A 20,452-nucleotide genomic window follows, 5' to 3' on the forward strand; every position below is an offset into this window, starting at 1 on the left:
GCTCAGACGGCCCGGATATGGGCCTCCTCGCCTGTCATCACCGAGACGTCCGTCTCGGCAGTCTCCATGAGCTTGTCGGCCAGGTGCCGCAGCGCCCGGGCCACGGCGACCTCGTCGCCGATCTCGGGCACCCCCAGGTCGTGGGATGACCGGTGTGCGGTGCCCCTCGCGCTGAGGGGCTCCGGCGAGTCCGCGATGAGCACGACGTTCGCGCTCGTCTCGTCACCCGACTCGAAGATCGACACGCGCACGTTCCACTCGCGGACGTGGCCCACCTCGGGACTCCTGCGCACCGTCACTGGCACCGACGCGGGGATGGGCGCCGACGCCGGGCTGGCCGCCGCGGCGGGGATGGGTGGTGCCGCAGCCGTCTGTGCCGGCGCGGCCTCCGTCGCGCCGATCCTCAGCACGGCACCGGGTCCGGGATAGATCAGTCCGGTGTGGCCGTTCGACCACCGCACGACGTAGGGCGGCGCACCCTCGGCACCGCGGATCTCCAGGATCTCGCCGTCCTTCGTGGGTTCGTCGATGTGCTCGGCAGCGAGAATGATGCGGTCTCCGACTCGTGCGCGCATGGTGGCCTCCTTGGATCCTGAACCGACGGATCCAGCACAGCAAAGCGGCCGGCGGACGACGAGGGCCGAAGGTCCCGATGGTGCGGTCTGGGAGGAACCGGCCCGAGAACGACGGCCCCGCATACGATCGGCACATGGAGGCGAGCCCGGTGACGCGCGCGCAGGTCGTCGACGACCGGCTCGGCTCGCTGGTCGACGCCATCACGCCGCTGAGCGCGGATCTGGAGCTCCCCGACGTCCTCTCCCGGATCGTGTCCGGTGCGTGCGAGCTGCTCGGCACCCGCTACGGCGCTCTCGGGGTGCTCGGACGAGACGGACGGTCCCTGTCGGGGTTCTACACGCACGGGATCACCCCGGAGGAGGGGGCGGCGATCGGACCCCCGCCCATGGGCCACGGGGTGCTCGGTCTGCTCCTCACCGACCCGCGACCCCTGCGCCTGCACGACCTGACGGCGCATCCCCAGTCGGTGGGGTTCCCGGCGAACCATCCGCCGATGCGGACCCTGCTCGGTGCCCCGATCCGGATCCGCGACCGGATCTTCGGCGACATCTATGTCGCCGAGAAGCTCGATGGTGGCGTCTTCACGAGCGACGACGAGGCACTGCTCGTCTCGCTCGCCAGTGCCGCCGGCGCGGCCCTCGACAACGCCCGCCTGCTGGCCCAGAGCGAGATCCGTCAGCAGTGGTCCGTGGCCACGAGCGAGCTCGTCCAGTCCCTGCTCGAGTCGGAGTCCGATGACCCCTCGGTCGCCCTGATGGCCGCCCAGGTGCGCGAGCTGAGCGACGCCCTGGTCACGGCAGTGGCCGTCCTCGATCCGGCGGGGCGACTCGAGATCCGGGCCATCGACCGGGGACCGGCGTCGAGCGTCCCATCGTCGGGTGAGCCGTCCGGAGCCATCCTCCCCGGCCGCCAGTGGGAAGAGCTGCTCGAGGCCCGCCAGCCGCTTCTCCAGGTGCCCGGTGGACCGGCCGATCCCAGGGCCAGGCCGGCGGAGCAGGCTCGCGCCGTCCTCGGGCTCGACGCCACGACTGCGGTGGCCCTCGTGCCCCTCGGCACCGGACCTCGCGGCATCGGCGTCCTCATCACCGGGTGGGAGCGGCAGGAGGAGTCGACCGCGCGCGACGCCCTGCCGCTGCAGGCGGCCTACGCGGTGCAGGCCGGTGTCGCCATCCTCGCCGCCCAGGCCCACGCCGACCGGGGGCGGGTCGCCTTGCTCGAGGAGCGCGAGCGGATCGCCCGCGAGATGCACGACAACGTCATCCAGCAGCTCTTCGCGACCGGACTGTCCCTCCAGTCGGCGGTGCCGTTGGCCCAGCACCCAGTCGTCCGCACTCGCGTCAGCAAGGCCGTCGACGACCTGGACCGGGCCATCCGGCAGATCCGCCAGGCGATCTTCGAGCTGCACAGGGAGGACCCCGGCGAGAGCCTCCTCGCCAGCCTGCGCGGCATCGCGGAGTCGTATGCCGCGAGCCTGGGTTTCGTGCCCGACGTGACGGTCTCGCCGGGGCTGGCACCCATGCCCGAGCAGCTCCGCGCTGACGTCGTCGCCGTCGTCCGCGAGGGGCTGGCCAACGTGGCGCGGCACGCCCACGCCGGCTCGGCGACGGTCCGCGTCGACGGCTCGGGCGGCTCAGGGGGCTCACGCGGCTCAGGCAGCTCAGCCGGCTCAGGGGGCTCAGGGGGCTCAGCGGGCTCTGGTGGCTCTGGTGGCTCTGGTGGCCTGTCGGTCGACGTCGTCGATGATGGGATCGGCTTCGACCCGGCCGAGGCCCGCAGCGGCCTGGTCAACCTGCGAAACCGGGCCACGGCGCACGGCGGCTCGTTGGAGATCCGCACAGGAGGGTCCGCTGGTACGGCCCTGCGCTGGCACGTGCCGAGGATCGGCTCGAGGGAAGGACGCGAGGGAACCAGATGAGTGCGGAAGAGGCCACCCAGCGGCCCATCAGGGTCTACCTGCTCGACGACCACGAGATAGTCCGGCGGGGCCTGCGCGAGCTCGTCGAGGGCAGTGCGGACATGGAGGTCGTCGGCGAGTCCGGCTCGGCGCGGGAGGCGGCCCGACGCATCCCGGCCCTGCTCCCTGATGTCGCCGTGCTCGACGTACGGCTCCCGGACGGGTCCGGCATCGAGGTGTGCCGTGAGATCCGCTCGGTGGACCCCCGGATCCGGGCCCTCATGCTGACGTCGTACGACGACGACCAGGCGCTCGTGTCGTCCGTGCTCGCCGGTGCGTCCGGCTACCTGCTCAAGCAGCTGAGCGGCGAGGGAATCGTCGCCGCGATCCGGCGGGTCGCCGCGGGCGAGGACCTGTCGGACCATCCGCACGCGAAGGCGTTGCGCGAGCGCTGGGCCTCCCGCGAGGAGCGGGACCCGCGCCTGAAGTCGCTCTCACCGGTCGAGCGTCGCATCCTCGACCTCGTCGCCGACGGCCTGACGAACCGCCAGGTCGGCGACCGCCTCGGCCTCGCGGAGAAGACCGTGAAGAACTATGTCTCGTCGGTCCTCAGCAAGATGGGCATGGAGACCCGCACCCAGGCCGCCGTCTACGCCGCGACCCACCGCGAGCAGCACGGCCGACCGACCAGCTGAGAGCCGACGCACCCAGCCGCAGCGCTGGGCGGGCTTGCCAGGCAAGCCCGCCCAGCGGCATACGGCATCGTCGTCCCATCACCTCGTGTCGGACGTGGCGTGCGAACCCGCCGTGAGGACGGCCTGGCGGCCCGCCTCGAGCCGGGCCACGGGGACCCGCGGCGGCGAGCAGGACAGGTAGTCGATGCCGACCCTGGCGAAGAACCCGATCGACGTCGGATCACCGGCGTGCTCGCCACAGACCCCGAGCTCGAGGTCCGGCCGGGTGCGGCGACCCTGCTCCACGGCCTCGCGGACGAGCGCCCCGACGCCGACCTCGTCGAGCGTCTCGAACGGGTCGCTGGCGACGATGCCCTGCTCCCGGTAGAGCGCCAGGAAGCTCGCCTCGGCGTCGTCCCGGGAGATGCCCCACGTCGTCTGCGTCAGGTCGTTGGTGCCGAAGGAGAAGAAGTCGGCGTGGGCGGCCAGGTCTCCCGCCGTGAGCGCGGCGCGGGGCAGCTCGATCATGACACCGACGGGGATCTCGACGTCCCGGCCGTGCTTGGCGGCCACGCCGGCGATGACGGTCTCGAGTCGTTCGCGCGCCTTGGTCAGCTCGGCGACCTCGGCGACGAGCGGCAGCATGACCTCGGGCCGGACGTCGCGGCCCTGCTCGGCGAGCCGGGCGACGGCCTCGGCGAGTGCACGCACCTGCACCTCGGCGACCTCGGGGTGGACCAGGAGCAGCCGGACGCCCCGCAGCCCGAGCATCGGGTTCGCCTCGTGCAGCCGACGGACCGCCGCGAGGCGCTTCTCGGCCACCGGATCGGCGTCCTCGCCCATGGCAGCGGCGACGGCCGCCTCCACGGACAGGTCGACGAGGTTGGGCAGGAACTCGTGCAGCGGCGGGTCGAGCAGCCGGACGACGACCGGCAGGCCCTCCATGACGGTCAGCAGCGTGGTGAACTCGTCCAGCGCCGTGGCCTCGATCTCGGCCAGGGCGCCAGCGGCGTCCTCATCGGTCACGACGCGCTCGACGAGCTGCCGGCGGGGGCCCATGAGCATGTGCTCGGTGCGGCACAGGCCGATGCCGTCCGCGCCGTAGCGGCGCGCCGCGCGCGCCTCCTCGGGCGTCTCGGCGTTGGCCCGGACGCCCATGGTCCGGTTCTTGTCGGCGTGCTCCAGCAGTCGCAGCACGGCGCGAGCCGTCGCGTCGTTGGTCCGGCTGAGCATGTCACTCGAGTCACTCGAGTCAGGTGTTGAGGCCTGCTCGATCGCCGTCGCGACGACGCTCGCCTGGATCTCGCGGCTGCCCTCGAAGAGCTCGCCAGAGCCGCCGTCCACCGAGACGACGGCCCCCTCACCGAGGACGTGGTCCCCGTTGAAGGTGGCCACCCGAGCTGCCGGGTCGACGGCCATGGACTCGACCCCGGTCACGGCGGTCTTGCCGAGCCCCCGGGCCACGACTGCGGCGTGCGAGGTGAGCCCGCCGCGCGAGGTGATGATCGCCTTGGCGGCGAGCATCCCGCCGAAGTCGTCGGGGCTCGTCTCCGGACGGGCCAGCACGACGTCGCGCCCGAGCGCGGCCCACTCCATCGCCGTGGCGGCGTCGAAGACGAGCTGCCCGACGGCCGCTCCGGGACTCGCCGCCAGACCGGTCGCCAGCGGTGCGGCCTCGCCCACCCCGAAGGAGGGGTGCAGCAGGGTCGTCAGCTGGTGGCCGTTCACCCGGGTCAGGGCTTCGTCGAGGTCGATCACGCCCTCGTCGGTGAGCTCGGCCGCGATGCGGAAGGCTGCGGCCGGACTGCGCTTGCCCAGGCGGGTCTGCAGGATCCAGAGGCGGCCGCGTTCCACCGTGAACTCCACGTCGCAGAGGTCGCGGTAGTGCCGTTCCAGGGCCTCGAGGTGGCGCGAGAGCTCCGCGTGGATCTCCGGGTCGCGCCGGTGCAGCTCCGAGAGGTCCATCGGGCTGCGCACCCCGCTGACGACGTCCTCGCCCTGGGCGTCCGGCAGGTAGTCGCCGAATGCGCCGGCCTCGCCGGTCACCGGGTTGCGGGTGAAGCAGACGCCGCTGCCGGAGCGCTCGCCACGGTTGCCGAAGACCATCTGGACGACGTTGACGGCCGTCCCGAGGTCGTCCGGAATGCCCTCGTGGGCTCGGTAGAGGCGGGCCCGCTCACCGTTCCAGGAGCGAAAGACCGCGCGAACCGCCTCACGGAGCTGGACCCGCGCGTCCTGCGGCAGCTCCTGGCCGGTCTCCTCGACGATCATCGCCCGGAAGTCGTTCGCGAGGCGTTGGAGGTGCGCCACGTCGAGCTCCGCGTCCGTGGCGACTCCGGCGTCGGCACGCGCCCGGGTCAGCAGGTCGTCGAAGCGGGAGCCCTCGACGCCGAGAACAGTGCGTCCGTACATCTGGCCGAGGCGCCGGTAGCTGTCCCAGGCGAAGTGCGCCTCCCCGCGCTCGGCCAGGGCGGCGACGACGTCGTCGTTGAGCCCGATGTTGAGGACGGTCTCCATCATGCCCGGCATGGAGAACTTCGCTCCGGACCGGACCGACACGAGCAGGGGTCGTTCCGGGTCGCCGAGCGTGAGGCCGGAGCGCTGCTCGAGGTCGGCCAGAGCGGCGTCGACCTGGTCCCACAGCCCCTCGGGGTCGCCCCCGGCGGCGAGGAAGGCGCGGCAGGCGTCCGTCGTGATGATGAAGCCGGGCGGGACGGGCAGCCCCAGACGGGTCATCTCGGCCAACCCGGCGCCCTTGCCGCCGAGCAGCTCGGCCATCGTGCGATCGCCCTCGTGGAACTCGAGGACGAACGGGCGGTGGGCGGTGGTGGTCTCCGAGGCAGTCATGGCACTCTCCAGCTGTTGCGCGGCGGGCCCTGCCTCATGGCGCAGGCTGACGAGGGGTCCCGCCTACTCGCATCCTGCGCCGCACACCCCAGGGGGACAGAAGGGACCTTGGTCCCTGGCGTTCGTCACGTCGTGGGGTTGCCGGTCTCCGCCGGCTCGCACTTGAGCACGGATCCGGGGCCGGGGTGGATCAGACCCGTGTGTCCGTCCGACCACTCGACGAGGTAGGGCGGAGCCCCGCTCTCGCCGTGCACCTCGCGAATCGTGCCCTCACGGACGCGTTCGCCGACGTGCTCGGCCGCCATGGTGATTCGGTCTCCGACGGCTGCCTTCATGGATCCGGTCCTCCTCGAGACGGTCGACATGTACCGGTCCAAGCACATCATCTCGGTGGGCTTGCCGGAAGGGGTACGCGCGGATCACCGGTGTCAGCCCCTGGTCTGACGCGGTCGCTCACCGGGCCATCTAGGCTCGGGGCGTGAAGGAGGGCTCCGTCTACGACTGGTTCCAGCGTCGACCCTGGCTCCTCGACATCCCGCTGGCCGCGGTGCTGGCGCTGCTCAACTGGCTGCCGTACACCGGCTCGCTGCCCGGCTACTGGGTTCTTCTCGGTCTGCTCCTCCTCACCCTGGTCGTGCGGCGCACGCGGCCCACCCTCGCCTTCGTCGCCGTCAGCCTCGCCCTCGCGCTCCGCGTCATCCCGGTGAGCAACGTCCTACCGGGAGACGTCGCCTTCCTCGTCGCGATCTACTCGCTCGCCGCCTACGAGCCGAGCCGCAGGCTGCGTCTGTCCGGGCTGGGCGTGGCGGCGGTCGGATCGGTGGTCGCCGGCCTCCGTTTCACGAGCGTCAACGGCGAGCTCGCGAGCGGGACCGCCATGGTGGCGACCACCGTCGCCTGCGCGACCGCCGCGCTCTCGGCCTGGATGCTCGGGGACCTCAAGCGCACCCGTCTCCAGCGCATCGCCGACCTGCGGGATCGGGCGGAGCGCGTCGAGCGTGAGCGGGAACGCGAGCTGCAGCTCGCCGCCCAGGAGGAGCGGGCGGCCATTGCGCGGGAGATGCACGACGTCGTCGCGCACGCGTTGTCCGTCATCGTCGTGCAAGCGGACGGGGCGGCGTATGCCGCTGAGCGCAGTCCCCGGGACACCGCACCTCAGTCGGTGGCCGCCCTCACGACGATCGGTGCCACGGCCCGCGACGCCCTCTCGGAGACCCGGCGGCTCGTCGGGGTGCTGCGTGACCCCACGTCGGGGGCCGAGCTCGCCCCCGCGGGTGGCCTCGAACAGGTGGGTGAGCTCGTCGAGCGGGTGCGTGCTGCCGGCGTCCGGGTCACGATGCGGGAGGAGCTGGATGGGCATGGCGCGGTCCCGGTCGGCCTGGGCCTGGCGGCGTACCGCGTCGTCCAGGAGGGCCTCACCAATGTCATGAAGCACGCCGGCCCCGGAGCAGCGGCAGAGGTGGCGGTCGAGCGGACTCCCGGCGCACTCCGGATCACCGTCTCCGACGACGGGATCGGTGGTGCGTCTCGCGACGACGGGCTCGGTCATGGCCTCCCCGGGATGCGCGAGCGGGTGTCGTTCCACGGTGGCGTGCTCACGGCCGGCGCTCGCTCGGGCGGTGGCTGGCAGGTGCGGGCGACGCTGCCGGTGACACTGCCGGTGACGAGCGACAGTCCCGCACCGACGGAGTACTGGACGGCACAGGAGAAGCAGCGGTGACGGACCGGATCCGGGTGATGATCGTCGACGACCAGGCCCTCGTGCGGGCCGGCTTCCGGATGGTCCTCGACGCGGAACCGGACGTCGACGTGGTCGCCGAGCTGGGTGACGGCCAGGCCGCGCTCGACGCCCTACCCGGTCGCGACGTCGATGTCGTGCTCATGGACGTCCGGATGCCACGCCTTGACGGGATCGAGGCGACGAGGCGGATCGTGGCCCGCGGCACGGTCGACCGCCCAGCGCCGAAGGTCCTCGTCCTCACGACCTTCGACCTCGACGAGTACGTCTACGCGGCGCTGCGGGCCGGCGCCGCGGGCTTCCTCCTCAAGGACGCCGGCCCGTCGGAGCTGCTCGCCGCGATCCGGGCGGTGCACACCGGGGACGCGGTCGTCGCGCCCGGGCCGACACGTCGGCTGCTCGACCAGTTCCTGCCGCTCATCGAGTCGCCGCCGCCGGACGCCGCGCGCTCCCGGCTCGACGTCCTGACCGAGCGAGAGCACGAGGTCCTCGTCGCAGTCGGCCGCGGACTCAACAACCTCGAGATCGCCGACTCCTTCTTCGTGGCGGAAGCCACCGTGAAGACCCACATCGGGCGCATCCTGGCCAAGCTCGGACTGCGCGACCGGGTGCAGATGGTCGTCCTCGCCTACGAGACCGGGCTGGTCCGGGTCGGCGACCACTGAACCCGGCGCCGGCCGCCGGCGCTCGAAGGCCCGCGAACGTGGCGCAGGAGTCAACGGGTGAGGTTCTTGATCCCCTGCTCGGCCTTGGCCTTGGCCCTCTCGAGCTTCTTGTGCTGCTTCTTCTCCCTGCGGGTCAGCCTCGTGTGCACGAGCCCCTTGGGCAGGTGGCCGGTGGACTGGCGGAAGTACTCGGCGGCCTTCCGCTCAGCCGCGACCTTCATGGCGCCCATGAGCATGCCCGAGACGGCCGTGTACGCGACGACGTCTCGCGTCTTCTCGTTGTCGTAGTCGCCCTTCACGGGAACCGACCTGCCCGTCGCGAGCTTCCAGCCCTTCGAGGCCATGGTGGTCGCGAGCTTTGTCGCCATGACCGTGGAGCCGAAGCTGAAGACCCCCCACACCATTCCGCCGAGTGCTGACTGCTTCTGCTCGTCCTGCTGCGTCGGTTCGTTCGCCGCCCTCGCCATGCAGTGACTGTACCCACCACCGGCGGGGTAGAGTCGTCAGGACAACTGAACAGCACCACCCTTTTCACGACAGGGGAGCGCAGTAGCGCTGAGAGTGCGGCCCGGTGACATCACGGAGGCCGCAGACCCTCGAACCTGCTCCGGTTAGCACCGGCGAAGGGAGTCGGTAATTCTCAGGACACCCACGTGGCTCGTCACTTCGATGACGTATGCCGCTGGGTGCCCTCCCCGAGGTATCCACCCTTATCGGAAACCACGGGAGTCACCCATCATGACCACGTCCAAATCGGTCACCCAGCCCACCGGGAACCGCGAGATCCACGCATCGGGTCAGCTCACTCGGTGGCGGACCATCGACCTGCTCACCTGCGCCTTCCTCGGCGTCGCGTTCGGCGTCGCCTACTGGGCCTGGGGCCTGGCCTACGAGGCGCCGTCGAGCGCCGTCTCCGCCGGGTTCCCACCGCTCGGCGCGCTCTTCGCCTGGCCGTGGCTCGTGGCCGGGATCGTCGGCATGCTCGTCATCCGCCGGCCCGGCGCGGCCATCTTCACGGAAGTGCTCGCGGCGATCGTCTCGATGCTCATCGGCACCCAGTGGGGCATGACGACGCTCGTCTCCGGCATCGTCCAGGGCCTCGGCGTCGAGCTCGGCTTCGCGGCCTTCGGCTACGCGACGTTCCGCTGGGGGCCGCTCCTGCTCGGCGGCTTCCTCGGCGGCGCGTTGGAGGCCGTCTACGAGTGGTACTCGTACTGGCAGGAGTGGAGCATGGGGTACAAGTGGGCCTACCTGTTCCTCCTCGGCGGGTCGGTCGCGATCTTCGGCTCGCTCCTCGCGGTCGCCCTGACGCGCGGGCTCGCGGCGGCCGGCGCGCTCAACGCGTTCCCGCCGGGACAGGAGGCCAGGGAGCGCCACGCGGTCTGATGTGCCATGCCCGATCCGAATCCGGCTGAGGTGAACACGCCGAGGGAACCCACGGCCGAATGCCTCAACCTCGGGGAGGCGCCGGCCGGGGAGGTTCAGGCCGGGAAGGTCACGGTGAGCGGCCTCACGTGGCGTCCCTACGGCCGGAGCCGGCCGGTCCTCGACGGGCTCGACCTGACGATCGCGCCCGGCGAGCGGGTCCTGCTCGCCGGGCCGAGCGGCTCCGGCAAGTCGACGCTCCTGCGAGGCATCGCGGGGCTGCTGCTCACCGCGGACTCCGGGGACCTCTCGGGCGAGGTGACCATCGATGGCCGGGCTCCGCAGGACCGGCCCGGAGCGGTCGGCCTGGTCCTGCAGGACCCGGGTGCGGGCGTGGTCGCCTCGACGATCGGGCGCGACGTCGCCTTCGGGCTGGAGAACGTCGAGGTGCCTCGTGGTGAGATGCCGCCCCGGGTCGCCTCGACGTTGACGGAGGTGGGGCTCACCATGGGCCCCGACAGCGCCCCGACGACGCTCAGCGGTGGTGAGTCCCAGCGGTTGGCGCTCGCCGGAGCGCTCACGATGGAGCCGAGCGTGCTGTTGCTCGACGAGCCGACCGCGATGCTCGACGCCGTGACAGCGGGCACCGTGCGCGACCTCGTCGACGAGGTGACCCGCCGCCGCAGCCTGACGCTCGTCGTCGTCGAGCACCGCCTGACCGGCTGGGTCGACCTGGTCGACCGGCTCGTCGTCCTCGATGCCGGGGGAGCCGTCATCGCCGACGGTCCGCCGGCCTCCGTGCTCGCTGCACACGGGAATCGGCTTGTGGCCGAAGGGATCTGGGTGCCCGGAGTCGACGAGCCCGAGCCGCTCGACCTGCGGCTCACCGCTTGGCACGACCACTCCGGCGTCGCGGCGGGAAGCATTCACCCGGCCGACGTCGTCGTCGCGGCGCGGGACGTCTCGATCGAGCACCGCTCGCGCCTGCTCGGCGCAGAGAGCCGGACCACCACGGCGGTCCGCGACCTCGACGTCGATGTCCGGGCCGGCCGGGTCCTCGCGCTCGTCGGCCCGAGCGGCTCCGGGAAGACCTCCCTCATGGGAGCGCTCGGCGGGCTGACGGCGCCGTCGTCGGGCCGGGTCGACTTCGCGCTGCCGCTCACGCCGGCGGGTTCCGGTGGCGAGGCGACGCCGCAGCAGCGGGTGACGCCTCCGCACGAATGGTCCTCAACCGAACTCGCCCGAGTCGTCGCCTGGGTCCCGCAGCGGGCCGCGTCCGCCCTCGTCGGGCGCACGGTCCGCGACGACGTGCTGACCACCCCGCGGGCGCTCGGCCTGGACCCGCAGGTGGGCGAGCGACGCGCCGACGAGGTCCTCGCCGCCCTCGGCCTGAGTGGCCTCGCCGAGGTGGATCCACGACACCTCTCCGGGGGTGAGCAGCGTCGCCTCGCCGTCGCCTCGGCGATTCTGCACGCCCCGGCGCTCCTCCTCGCCGACGAGCCGACCGTAGGGCAGGACCGCCTCACCTGGGCCGCCGTCGTGGGGGTGCTCGAGGCCGCGCGCGACGAGGGGGCCGCCCTCGTCGTGACGACCCACGACGACGGCGCCATCGACCGAGCGGACCAGACGCTCCGACTCAGCGCACCCCAGCCCGGACCGGCTCCCGCGGAGCCAGAGCGCCTGCCGCTCGTGGCCCGCGCCGGACCGCTGGCCCTGCTCGCGGTCGGGCTCAGCGTCCTCCCGCTGCCCGCCGTCCTCGAGACCTGGCGCCAGGGCCTCGCCGTACTCGGCGTCGAGGTGATCCTCGGCCTCCTCGCACTCATCGCGCCGGGCCCGGGACGCCGCCCGACTGGCCGGATCCGGCGGGTCCTCGCCCGCCTCGCCCCGGCGGGCCTCGCCGTCGTCGGTGTCGCATGGTCCGCGTGGCTGCTCGGCGGACGCGACCTCGAGGTCGCCGCCGGGGCCGCCCTTCGGGTGCTCTGCCTTGTCGTGCCCTCAGCGTTCGTCGTCGGCTACATCGACCCCGAGCGCCTCGGCGACCAGCTGGCCCAGCGGCTCCGACTCCCGGCTCGGCCCGTGGTCGCTGCCACGGCCGCGCTACAGCGGGTCCAGGCATTCGACGCCCTCTGGGATGACCTGACGAGGACGCGGCGGGTCCGTGGCATCCGCGCCGACCGTGGTGTCGTCGCCCGGTTCCGCGAGGCCGTCGTCGTCACCGGCGGGCTGCTCGTCGGTGCGCTCGGCCAGGCCGCGAACCTGGCCCTGGCCATGGATGCCCGCGGCTTCGCCGAGGCCCGCCGCCGCACGTGGGCGTCCGACGCGCCGTGGGGCCGCGCCGACAACCTCGCCCTGCTCGCCGGGGTGGTCATCATCGTCTCAGGGGTCGCGGCTCGCGTCCTCCTGCCCGCCTGACGCCGACAGGAGGGAGGGTCGGCACAGTGCAGAATGGCCACGTGCGCACGCCGATGACGTATGCCGCTGGGCTCGCTCTCGCGGCCACCACCCTGCTCGGGGTGGCTGGCTGCGGTCAGCCCGACCCGGGGCCGACGGACGAAGGCACCGTCAGCGTTCCGATCCAGCCGACGATCACTCCGCTTCGGACGGAGCCGGAGTCGGTGGGCACCTCGGCCGCGGGGACGGGCGGCCTCTTCGACCTCGGCGAGCTGCTCACGACGACCTCCTGCGACGAGTCGGGCGGTGTGTGGAGCTATCGGGGCACCCTCGCCAACGAGACGGGCGAGGAGCTCGACGTCACGATCGCGATCTCCCTCGTCTCGTCCGCCGACGCCACGCTGCTCACCGTCCATGAGCTCGACCTCCGTGTCCCTGCCGGCGAAACCGTGCCGGTCGAGGCGGCCAGCTTCTACTCCGACGAGGACGTCGACCCGGCCACCGTCCAGTGCCTCACCGGCGTCACCGACAAGGACGAATGACCATGCGGCTCTTCCTCGTCCGGCACGGCGAGACCCACGCCAACGTGGCCCGCCAGCTCGACACGGCCGTGCCGGGACTGGACCTGACGGATGCGGGCCGGAACCAGGCTCGGGCGCTCGCCGAGCGGCTCTCCGGTGAGGACCTCGGCGCGATCTACACGTCCGACCTCGTCCGCGCGCAGCAGACGGCCGAGCCGTTGGCATCCGCGCTCCGGCTCGGCGTGGTCGTGCTCCCCGGTCTGCGGGAGATCCAGGCCGGCGACTACGAGATGGCGACGGAGTGGGGACCCTTCGTCGACGCCGTCCAGCGGTGGCGCGACGACCCCGAGCACACCATCCCGGGCGGGGACTCGGGCATCCGGTTCATGGCTCGCTACGAGGCCGCGATCCGACGGATCGCCGGCGACGGGCACGAGTCCGCCGTCGCGGTCAGCCACGGCGCGGCCATGCGGGTCTGGGTCGCGGCGGCGGTCCGCCTCGAGCCGGCCTTCCTCCAGGCGCGCCGGGTCGACAACACCCTGGTCCTGACGCTCGAAGGCGACCCCGACGCCGGCTGGCGGCTCCTCGCATGGGGTGATGAGCCGATCACCCATGGCTGAGGCGCCAGAGCCGTCATCCACTCGACGGTCCACTGCGTGGCGTCTCGTCGGCGTGGCAGCGGCGGTCGCGCTCGCGGCATCCTCCTGGGGGTCCGGCTCGAGGCCGGAGCTGCACTCGCGGATCCTCTGGCCCGGCCTCTCGCCCACCGCCGAGACCGGTGGATCGCCGCTGGCCGCCACCGTCTCCATCGTGGCCATGGCGGTGCTCGTCCTCGCGTGGTGGCGGCTGCGGGCGGCGCCGCTCACGGAGCGGTGGTGGTGGGTGACGGCGGCGCTGTGGTTCACGCCGCTGCTCGCATCGGTCCCGCTCTACAGCCGAGACCTCTACTCCTATGCCGCGCAGGGTGCGCTGTGGGCCGAGGGCCTCAGCCCCTACGAGCACGGCGTGCGTGACCTGGAGTCGGAATGGGCGGCGTCGACCGCTCCCACCTGGCTCGACACGCCGGCACCCTACGGACCGGTGTGGCTGCTCATCGCGCGCGGTGCGGCCACCCTGGCCGGTGACCGACTGTGGGTGGCCCTGCTCCTGCTCCGCCTCGTCGCCGTCCTCGGGGTCGTCGTCATGGCGTGGGCGGTCTCGGACCTGGCGCGTCGCGTCGGCACGTCGCCACGCACCGCCGCGTGGCTGGCCGTGGCGGCACCGCTCGTCGGGGCTCACTTCGTCAGCGGTGCCCACAACGACGCCGTCATGGTGGCCGCGGTCGTCGCCGGTTTCGCCCTGGCCCTGCGCGGCCTGCTCGTCCGCGCCGCGCTCGTCGTGGCTCTGGGCGCCATGGTCAAGGTCACGGCAGTGGTCGCACTGCCCTTCATCGCCCTCATCTGGGCCCGCCGCATGGCCGCGACCCGGCTGGGGACGGACGACACCAGCGACCCCGGCGAGCCGTGGCTGGCGGCACTCCGGCCACGGGAGGTGCTGTCCGGCCTGGCGCTCACCGCTGTCGCGGCGGCGATCCCGATGGCCCTCGTGAGCCGGGCATCGGGCCTCGGGTTCGCCTGGCTCAACCCGGCCGACACGGCCGGGCGCAACGAACAGTGGACCTCCCTGCCGACCAGCCTGGGGATGGCCGTCGGAGCCGTCGGCCACGTCCTCGGTCGACCCGAGTGGCGTGACCCCGCGATCTCCGTCGCACGCGCCCTCGGTCTCGTCCTGCTTGTGGTCATCCTCGTCCTCGTCTGGCTCGGGGTGGCCAAGCCGGCCGGGACGGTCGAGGGCGTCGAGGCAGAGCGCGCCCGGGTGGTGCGGGCGGCCGGCTGGGCCTTCCTCGCCCTGATCATCCTCGCGCCGGTCTTCCTCGGCTGGTACTTCCTCTGGGCGCTGCCCCTGCTCGCCGCCACCCTTGGGACAGCGTCGTCCTCCGATCGTCTCGAGCGCTGGCTGCCCGTGGTGGCAACCGTCCTGTGCTTTGCACAGCTGCCCGACGGCTACAGCCTCGGCCTGACCACCACGGCGATCGGAGTTCCCGTCGCCGTCGTCGCCGCGGTGCTCCTGGCGTGGAGCGGCCTGCGCTGGGCCCGGCGGGTCGAGTGGTCAGGAATCCTCGACCTCAACCGGCCCTTGACATCCGCCCCCGTGCGGAATGATGGCCGCGTGCGCGCGCGGCCCTCACCCTCCGAGCCCGGATCGGCCTTCCAGGGAGCCGGCTCGGGATGGGCGACGACAACGACGACCGTCCCACGGCGACGCGGCGGCCGTGGTTGGCTCCTCTTCGCGCTGCCACTCCTCGTGCTGATCGGCTTCGTCGTCTGGGCGTGGACGGCCAGGGTCGCCGCTGACGACGTCGCGGCCCATGACGCGATGATGGCCCGCATCCGCGACGTGGGACGGGAGTTCCCACCGCTCGGAGCGAGCTCTCGGTCACCGTGCGGCATCACCGACGAGGGGTGGGCCGAGCTCACGTGGGGTTCGCTCACCGGACCGTCCGTCGACGACGTCGAGACGTGGCTCCGAGCCTTCGGCTGGGCACGGGGGCAGCAGGAGGGCGGCACGGCGGTGCTGCATGCGTTCGAGGGCGGCCGGGAGCTCACGGCACGAGTCAGCCCGCCAAGCGGTGACGTCGGCGTCCGACTCACGGCCACGAGTGAGGCCAACTCGCTGGCGTGCCTCCTGCACTGAGGCACCCGGCGAGCTCAGCGGCATACGGCCACTCCTGCCGCCTCGGCCACGCGGGAAGGCCACATGACGAGAATCACGGCGCCGCTGGGGCGACCACCTGAGAACCTGTACGAATGCGTTTGGTCTCCCAGTCGAAGAAGCTCGCGACGGTCTGCTACGAGATCCGCGGACCGGTGCTCGCCGAGGCCAAGCGACTCGAGGACGAGGGGCATCGCATCCTCAAGCTCAACATCGGCAACCCGGCGCCCTTCGGTTTCGAGGCGCCCGAGGACATCCTCGTCGACGTGATCCAGGCCCTGCCGACCGCGCAGGGCTACAGCGACAGCAAGGGGATCGTCAGCGCCCGACGGGCCATCGCGCAGCACTACGAGGTCCGCGCCTTCCCGCGTGTCGACATCGAGGACATCTACCTCGGCAACGGCGTCAGCGAGCTGATCGTCATGGCGATGCAGGGGCTGCTGGACAACGGTGACGAGGTGCTCATCCCGGCGCCGGACTACCCGTTGTGGACTGCCGCCGCGTCGCTGTCGGGTGGGACGCCGGTCCACTACCTCTGCGACGAGCAGGCCGACTGGGCACCCGATCTCGACGACATCGCCCGCAAGGTCACCGACCGCACCAAGGCCATCGTCGTCATCAACCCCAACAACCCGACGGGAGCGGTGTATCCGACCGAGGTGCTGGCGGGGATTGCCGAGCTGGCCCGCAAGCACCAGCTGATCATCATGGCGGACGAGATCTACGACAAGATCCTCTACGACGACGCGAAGCACACGTCGATCGCCTCGCTGGCACGTGACCTGTTCTGCCTCACGTTCAACGGCCTCTCCAAGGCCTACCGGGTGGCCGGGTTCCGGGCGGGCTGGCTCGTGCTCACCGGCCCCAAGGAGCACGCGCGCAGCTACATCGAGGGCCTCGAGATCCTGGCCAACATGCGCCTGTGCGCGAACGTGCCGGCCCAGCACGCGATCCAGGTCGCCCTCGGGGGCTACCAGTCGATCAACGAGCTGATCCTCCCGGGCGGGCGGCTGGTCGAGCAGCGAGACCGGGCGTGGGAGCTGCTCAACCAGGTTCCCGGTGTGTCGTGCACCAAGCCGCAGGGTGCGCTGTACCTGTTCCCGAGGCTCGATCCCAAGGTGCATCGCATCCTCGACGACGAGCGCTTCGCCTACGACCTGCTGAGCGAGGAGAAGCTGCTCGTCGTGCACGGCACCGGCTTCAACTGGCCGACCCATGACCACTTCCGGATCGTCTTCCTGCCCAGGATCGAGGACCTCGAGGACGCGGTCGGACGCCTCGAGCGCTTCCTGTCCACCTACTCCCAGTGAGGGGCACGGGTCAACCAACCGGAAGTAGGCGCGCTCCGGCCGCCAACTGTGCGGGAGCCGCCCTGGACATCCGGTTGGTTGACCCGGATGCTCAGATCTGGGAGGTGGCCCACCACTTCAGCAGGGCGCCGAGCACGATGCCCCAGCCGACGGTGAGCACGAGCGACAGGGCGATGGCGAGGGTGGCGTGGCGGCGTCCCTTCGGCTCCCGGGTGAGGCTGATCCCGCCGAGGGCGATCCCGAGCAGCTGCGGCACGAAGCAGAAACCGAAGATCACTCCCGCGACGGCGACCGCGAGAGCGGACCTCGCCAGCGGCGCCTCGGACGCCAGGCGGGGATGATCAGCTGGACCCACGCGTTCAGCCTAACGATGGAGAACCGAATGCCACGTCGCTCGCTGCACGTCCGCCGTCCCCCCAGGTCTGCCACGGTGCTCGCCACGGTGCTCGCCAAGGTGCTCGCCACGGGGCTCGTCGTGGGTCTGCTCGGAGGCGGCCTCGCCGGCTGCAGCTCGGCTCCCAGGCGCGCGGACCTGCCGTCCGACGTCGTGGCCGCGATGCCGACCATCTCGGCCGAGCAGGCGGAGTTCGTGCTGGCCGCGCGCGAGCGTGGGGCGGCGGTGACCGGCGCGACGGTCGCCGACGACCTCGAGACCGCGACCACCGTCTGCTGGGCGCTCCAGAACGGCGGCGTCACGCTGGGCGAGATCGCCAGGAACGATGCGGACCAGCCGCTCGGCAACGAGGGCGAGCAGCTGCGGACCAAGCAGCTCATGGCAGCGGCCGTCGACTCGCTGTGCCCCGACTACACGGACCAGGTCGCCGAGCTCAACCTCCCCTGACCTCCCCTTCTCCCGATCGAGTGAACAGCTTTCGGGTGAGAGGCCCGGAAGAAGTCCCGGCCCGATCCGGTTGGCACCCACGTGACCGATGCGAACCGTGCCCAGCTGAACATCCTCGACCTCGTCCCGATTGCGGAGGGCGGCGCCGCGGCCGAAGCGATCGAGCAGACCGTCGACCTCGCCCAGCACGCCGAGCAGTGGGGCTATGGCCGGTACTGGATGGCCGAGCACCACAACTTCCGTGGGGTTGCGTCGTCGTCCACAGCCGTGCTGATCGGCCACGTTGCCAACCACACCACGACGATCCGCGTGGGGGCCGGCGGCATCATGCTGCCGAACCATGCCCCCTACGTCGTCGCCGAGCAGTTCGGCACCCTGGCGACGATGCACCCGGGTCGGATCGACCTCGGCCTCGGACGAGCCCCGGGCACCGATCCTGCGACGGCGCGGGCCCTGCGACGGAACGAAGCCGCCGCGATGAACTTCGGCGCCGAGGTCCGGGAGCTGATGGGCTACCTCGGCGACCCGGACCCCGCCGCGGCCGTGCGGGCCATCCCCGGTGAGGGGACCAACGTGCCGATCTGGATCCTCGGGTCGAGCCACGGCGGCGCGCAGGTGGCCGCCGCCCTCGGGCTGCCGTACTCGTTCGCGTCGCACTTCGCGCCGGCAGCGCTGATGAGCGCCCTGGAGGTGTACCGGCGCGGCTTCCAGCCCTCCCCGTTGACCGGTGGCCTCGACGCGGCCCACACCATGGCCGGCGCCAATGTCATGGTCGCTGACACCCAGGCAGAGGCCGAGCGGCAGTTCACGTCGGTGCTCGAGCGGTTCCGCAGCATCGTGACGAACCGAAGGAGCGGTTTGCTGCCTCCGGCCGACGCCACCCCGGACGAGCTGCTGGCCTCCTGGTCGCCGGCCGAGCGGGCCGCCGTCGCGGAGATGACCCGGGTCTCGTTCGTGGGCACGCCGGAACAGGTGCGCGAGGACCTCGAGGTGTTCACCAAGGCCACCGGCGTCGACGAGGTCATCGTGACGTGCGGCGCCTTCGACCCCGAGATCCGCAAGCGCTCGCTGGAGCTGCTCGCGGACGTGTGGTCCTGACCCCCGATCCACCGTCTGGAAGGCTGGGCCCATGTCCGAGCAGACCTCTGATCACACCCGTGACCCACGCGCCACGGACTCCTCCGGTCCCCGAGCTGCGGACGTGCGTCACGTCACGCTGACCCGGGACAGCGTGGGCCGCTACACCGTCCGTAACGACCGTGGCGGCTCCATCACGACGAGCTCGGGCACCGAGGAGCTCTCACCGGTCGAGCTCCTGCTCGCCGGGATCGCCGCCTGCACGGCCGTCGACGTCGACACCGTGACGACGCGCCGTGCGGAGCCGGACAGCTTCCAGATCGACGTGACCGCAGACAAGGTCAAGGACGAGCACGGCAACCACCTCAAGGACATCGAGGTGACCTTCCGGATCCGCTTCCCGGACGGCGACGGCGGCGACGCCGCTCGCAAGATCCTGCCGAGCCTGGTCAGGCGGTCGCACGAGGAGTTCTGCACCGTGAGCCGGACCGTCATGCTCGGCGCCGAGGTGACCGCCCGCATCGAGTGATCCGTCTCGGGCTGGTCCTGCGCGGGTCACACCTCAGGTCTTGCCGATCGGGCGCACGGTGAGGAGCTGCTCTGCCCGGCCGACCGGCCCGAGCTCGTCATGCAGGGTCGTGGAGGTCAGGCCCATCCCCGTCGTGCCCATGGTCACCTTGGTGTCGAAGCCGACCCAGCCGCGCACGGGCTCGCGGAAGAGGTGGATCGTGAGGTCGACGTTGGGGAACATCCACTCCTGCGGCGAGACTCGCACGGCAATGCCGTTGGCCGTGTCGACGAGGCGGATGAGGTCGGCGGTGGGAGAGCAGGCCTCACCCTCGACCAGGGGGTGGGGGCTGCGGATCCACGTGCGAGTGCGGCCGGGGCGGCGCTCGGGGTCGGCGCGGAACTCCACGCCGCGGATGTAGCCGCCCTCCCAGACCTCGGTGGCGTGCCAAGCCGGGAAGGACTCGGGGCCGGGCATCGACTCGAACTCGATGCCGGCCGCCGGTGACGAGTCGTGGGCGGCCAGGCGCCAGGCGTTCGCTCGGACGACGGCGCGATCGTCGACGGAGAGCGTCGCCTCGAGCAGCTCGATGCTGCGCCCCGGCCGGGTCGTCCGCACGGACACGTGGCTCGGTCGAGCCGGGATCACGCCGAGGATGTCGAAGCTCACTCGCGCGAGCTGCATGTCGTCGCGCGGCTCGTGGAGGTCGATGACATGCGTGAGGAGGCCGCCGACCGGGGCCATGTGCTGCTCGTCGTCGCGCCAAGCGCCCTGGACGTGGACGGTGGGCGCGAACACGGCATCGTCGAGTCGCCGGTAGAAGGCGGGCACGTCCTCGAGCGCGAACTCGGGGTCGGGCTGCTGTTCCGGAGAGACGTTCGTCGTGCCCACCCGTCAACCCTATGACCCCTGATGGATCCGGCCTCGCCGACCATGGCAGGCTGCGCGCTGTGTTCCTTCGCGTCTGGGAGTACGAGGTGCCCGCCGACCGGGTCGACGGCTTCGTCGCGGCGTACGGTCCGACCGGTGACTGGGCGAGGCTGTTCGCTCGGGGTGATGGGTTCGTGCGGACGGAGCTGTACCGCAGCGCTGGGAGTCCTACCCGGTTCATCACCGTGGACGGGTGGAGGAGCAAGGCGGCCTGGCAGCAGTTCATCGACCGCTGGGAACTGGCCTACGCGGACCTGGACGCGGCAATGGAGCCGCTGGCTGCCGGTGGCACCCTCTTGGTTGAGGGTTCCAGCGGGTAGGACTCGGCCAGCTGGGCGACGCCAGGTTGGGAGTCGGCTGGGAG

At 71.8% G+C, this 20,452-nt stretch carries 20 protein-coding genes and 1 riboswitch; of the genes, 14 read left to right on the forward strand and 6 right to left on the reverse strand.

Features of this window, described 5'->3' with window-relative positions:
- Positions 1-2: 2 nt before the first annotated feature.
- Positions 3-575, reverse strand: a complete 573-nt coding sequence (locus tag VJN29_RS01575; RefSeq protein WP_324141707.1) for a dsRBD fold-containing protein — start codon at positions 573-575, stop codon at positions 3-5.
- A gap of 134 nt (positions 576-709) precedes the next feature.
- Between VJN29_RS01575 and VJN29_RS01580 the strand changes: the two genes are divergently transcribed.
- Both VJN29_RS01580 and VJN29_RS01585 read left to right on the forward strand, forming a co-directional pair.
- Positions 710-2,491: a GAF domain-containing sensor histidine kinase gene (locus VJN29_RS01580; protein WP_324141708.1), complete on the forward strand. Its 1,782-nt coding sequence runs from the start codon at positions 710-712 to the stop codon at positions 2,489-2,491.
- The gene (locus VJN29_RS01585; RefSeq protein WP_324141709.1) at positions 2,488-3,165 is read left to right on the forward strand and encodes a response regulator transcription factor; all 678 of its coding nucleotides are present in this window, start codon (positions 2,488-2,490) and stop codon (positions 3,163-3,165) included. Before VJN29_RS01580 ends, VJN29_RS01585 begins: the two co-directional genes overlap by 4 nt.
- Positions 3,166-3,243: 78 nt before the next feature.
- Here the strand turns inward: VJN29_RS01585 and ppdK are convergent, their stop codons facing one another.
- Together ppdK and VJN29_RS01595 are read right to left on the reverse strand one after the other, a co-directional pair.
- Positions 3,244-5,991, reverse strand: coding sequence for a pyruvate, phosphate dikinase (gene ppdK, locus VJN29_RS01590; RefSeq protein WP_324141710.1), 2,748 nt, complete (start codon positions 5,989-5,991; stop codon positions 3,244-3,246).
- Between the two features lie 125 nt (positions 5,992-6,116).
- Complete coding sequence (locus VJN29_RS01595) at positions 6,117-6,326, reverse strand: DUF1918 domain-containing protein (RefSeq protein ID WP_324141711.1); 210 nt, start codon at positions 6,324-6,326, stop codon at positions 6,117-6,119.
- Positions 6,327-6,469: 143 nt separating this feature from the next.
- Here VJN29_RS01595 and VJN29_RS01600 point away from each other — a divergent pair, with 143 nt between their 5' ends.
- Positions 6,470-7,711: a sensor histidine kinase gene (locus tag VJN29_RS01600; protein WP_324141712.1), complete on the forward strand. Its 1,242-nt coding sequence runs from the start codon at positions 6,470-6,472 to the stop codon at positions 7,709-7,711.
- Entirely contained in the window at positions 7,708-8,394 is a 687-nt protein-coding gene (locus tag VJN29_RS01605) for a response regulator (RefSeq protein WP_414654308.1), read from the forward strand. The genes VJN29_RS01600 and VJN29_RS01605 overlap by 4 nt, the downstream gene beginning before the upstream one ends.
- A 50-nt stretch (positions 8,395-8,444) precedes the next feature.
- On the opposite strand, the gene VJN29_RS01610 is transcribed toward VJN29_RS01605, so the two are convergent.
- Positions 8,445-8,861, reverse strand: a complete 417-nt coding sequence (locus VJN29_RS01610) for a DUF4235 domain-containing protein (protein WP_324141713.1) — start codon at positions 8,859-8,861, stop codon at positions 8,445-8,447.
- Positions 8,862-8,922: 61 nt separating this feature from the next.
- A riboswitch (TPP riboswitch) is annotated at positions 8,923-9,040 on the forward strand.
- Positions 9,041-9,132: 92 nt separating this feature from the next.
- On the opposite strand from VJN29_RS01610, the gene VJN29_RS01615 reads away from it, so the two are divergent.
- From VJN29_RS01615 to VJN29_RS01640, 6 genes are all read left to right on the forward strand, one after another.
- The gene (locus VJN29_RS01615; RefSeq protein ID WP_324141714.1) at positions 9,133-9,780 is read left to right on the forward strand and encodes an ECF transporter S component; all 648 of its coding nucleotides are present in this window, start codon (positions 9,133-9,135) and stop codon (positions 9,778-9,780) included.
- Between the two features lie 6 nt (positions 9,781-9,786).
- Entirely contained in the window at positions 9,787-12,171 is a 2,385-nt protein-coding gene (locus VJN29_RS01620; protein WP_324141715.1) for an ATP-binding cassette domain-containing protein, read from the forward strand.
- A gap of 41 nt (positions 12,172-12,212) precedes the next feature.
- Positions 12,213-12,692 (forward strand): hypothetical protein, encoded by a 480-nt coding sequence (locus VJN29_RS01625; protein ID WP_324141716.1) that lies wholly within the window; start codon positions 12,213-12,215, stop codon positions 12,690-12,692.
- A 2-nt stretch (positions 12,693-12,694) separates the two neighbouring features.
- Positions 12,695-13,291 (forward strand): histidine phosphatase family protein, encoded by a 597-nt coding sequence (locus VJN29_RS01630; RefSeq protein ID WP_324141717.1) that lies wholly within the window; start codon positions 12,695-12,697, stop codon positions 13,289-13,291.
- Positions 13,269-15,404 carry a polyprenol phosphomannose-dependent alpha 1,6 mannosyltransferase MptB gene (gene mptB / locus VJN29_RS01635; RefSeq protein ID WP_324141718.1) on the forward strand — a complete coding sequence of 712 codons (2,136 nt, stop codon included), beginning with the start codon at positions 13,269-13,271 and terminating at the stop codon, positions 15,402-15,404. The genes VJN29_RS01630 and mptB overlap by 23 nt, the downstream gene beginning before the upstream one ends.
- Before the next feature lie 113 nt (positions 15,405-15,517).
- Positions 15,518-16,732: a pyridoxal phosphate-dependent aminotransferase gene (locus tag VJN29_RS01640; protein ID WP_324141719.1), complete on the forward strand. Its 1,215-nt coding sequence runs from the start codon at positions 15,518-15,520 to the stop codon at positions 16,730-16,732.
- Positions 16,733-16,823: 91 nt separating this feature from the next.
- Here the strand turns inward: VJN29_RS01640 and VJN29_RS01645 are convergent, their stop codons facing one another.
- Positions 16,824-17,087: a hypothetical protein gene (locus VJN29_RS01645; RefSeq protein WP_324141720.1), complete on the reverse strand. Its 264-nt coding sequence runs from the start codon at positions 17,085-17,087 to the stop codon at positions 16,824-16,826.
- 27 nt (positions 17,088-17,114) lie between these two features.
- Here VJN29_RS01645 and VJN29_RS01650 point away from each other — a divergent pair, with 27 nt between their 5' ends.
- The 3 genes from VJN29_RS01650 to VJN29_RS01660 all read left to right on the forward strand — a co-directional run bounded on the left by VJN29_RS01650 (position 17,115) and on the right by VJN29_RS01660 (position 19,179).
- Positions 17,115-17,573, forward strand: coding sequence for a hypothetical protein (locus VJN29_RS01650; protein ID WP_324141721.1), 459 nt, complete (start codon positions 17,115-17,117; stop codon positions 17,571-17,573).
- A gap of 81 nt (positions 17,574-17,654) precedes the next feature.
- A complete protein-coding gene (locus VJN29_RS01655; RefSeq protein ID WP_324141722.1) occupies positions 17,655-18,671 on the forward strand; it encodes an LLM class flavin-dependent oxidoreductase in 1,017 nt (338 codons plus the stop codon).
- 31 nt (positions 18,672-18,702) lie between these two features.
- On the forward strand, positions 18,703-19,179 hold the full coding sequence (locus VJN29_RS01660; protein ID WP_324141723.1) for an OsmC family protein: 477 nt from the start codon (positions 18,703-18,705) through the stop codon (positions 19,177-19,179).
- A 33-nt stretch (positions 19,180-19,212) separates the two neighbouring features.
- On the opposite strand, the gene VJN29_RS01665 is transcribed toward VJN29_RS01660, so the two are convergent.
- Entirely contained in the window at positions 19,213-20,049 is an 837-nt protein-coding gene (locus tag VJN29_RS01665; protein WP_324141724.1) for a thioesterase family protein, read from the reverse strand.
- A gap of 59 nt (positions 20,050-20,108) precedes the next feature.
- On the opposite strand from VJN29_RS01665, the gene VJN29_RS01670 reads away from it, so the two are divergent.
- Positions 20,109-20,408, forward strand: coding sequence for an antibiotic biosynthesis monooxygenase family protein (locus VJN29_RS01670; RefSeq protein WP_324141725.1), 300 nt, complete (start codon positions 20,109-20,111; stop codon positions 20,406-20,408).
- Positions 20,409-20,452 lie beyond the last annotated feature (44 nt).

Source organism: Intrasporangium sp., from assembly GCF_035280925.1.
Classification (GTDB): Bacteria; Actinomycetota; Actinomycetes; order Actinomycetales; family Dermatophilaceae; genus Intrasporangium.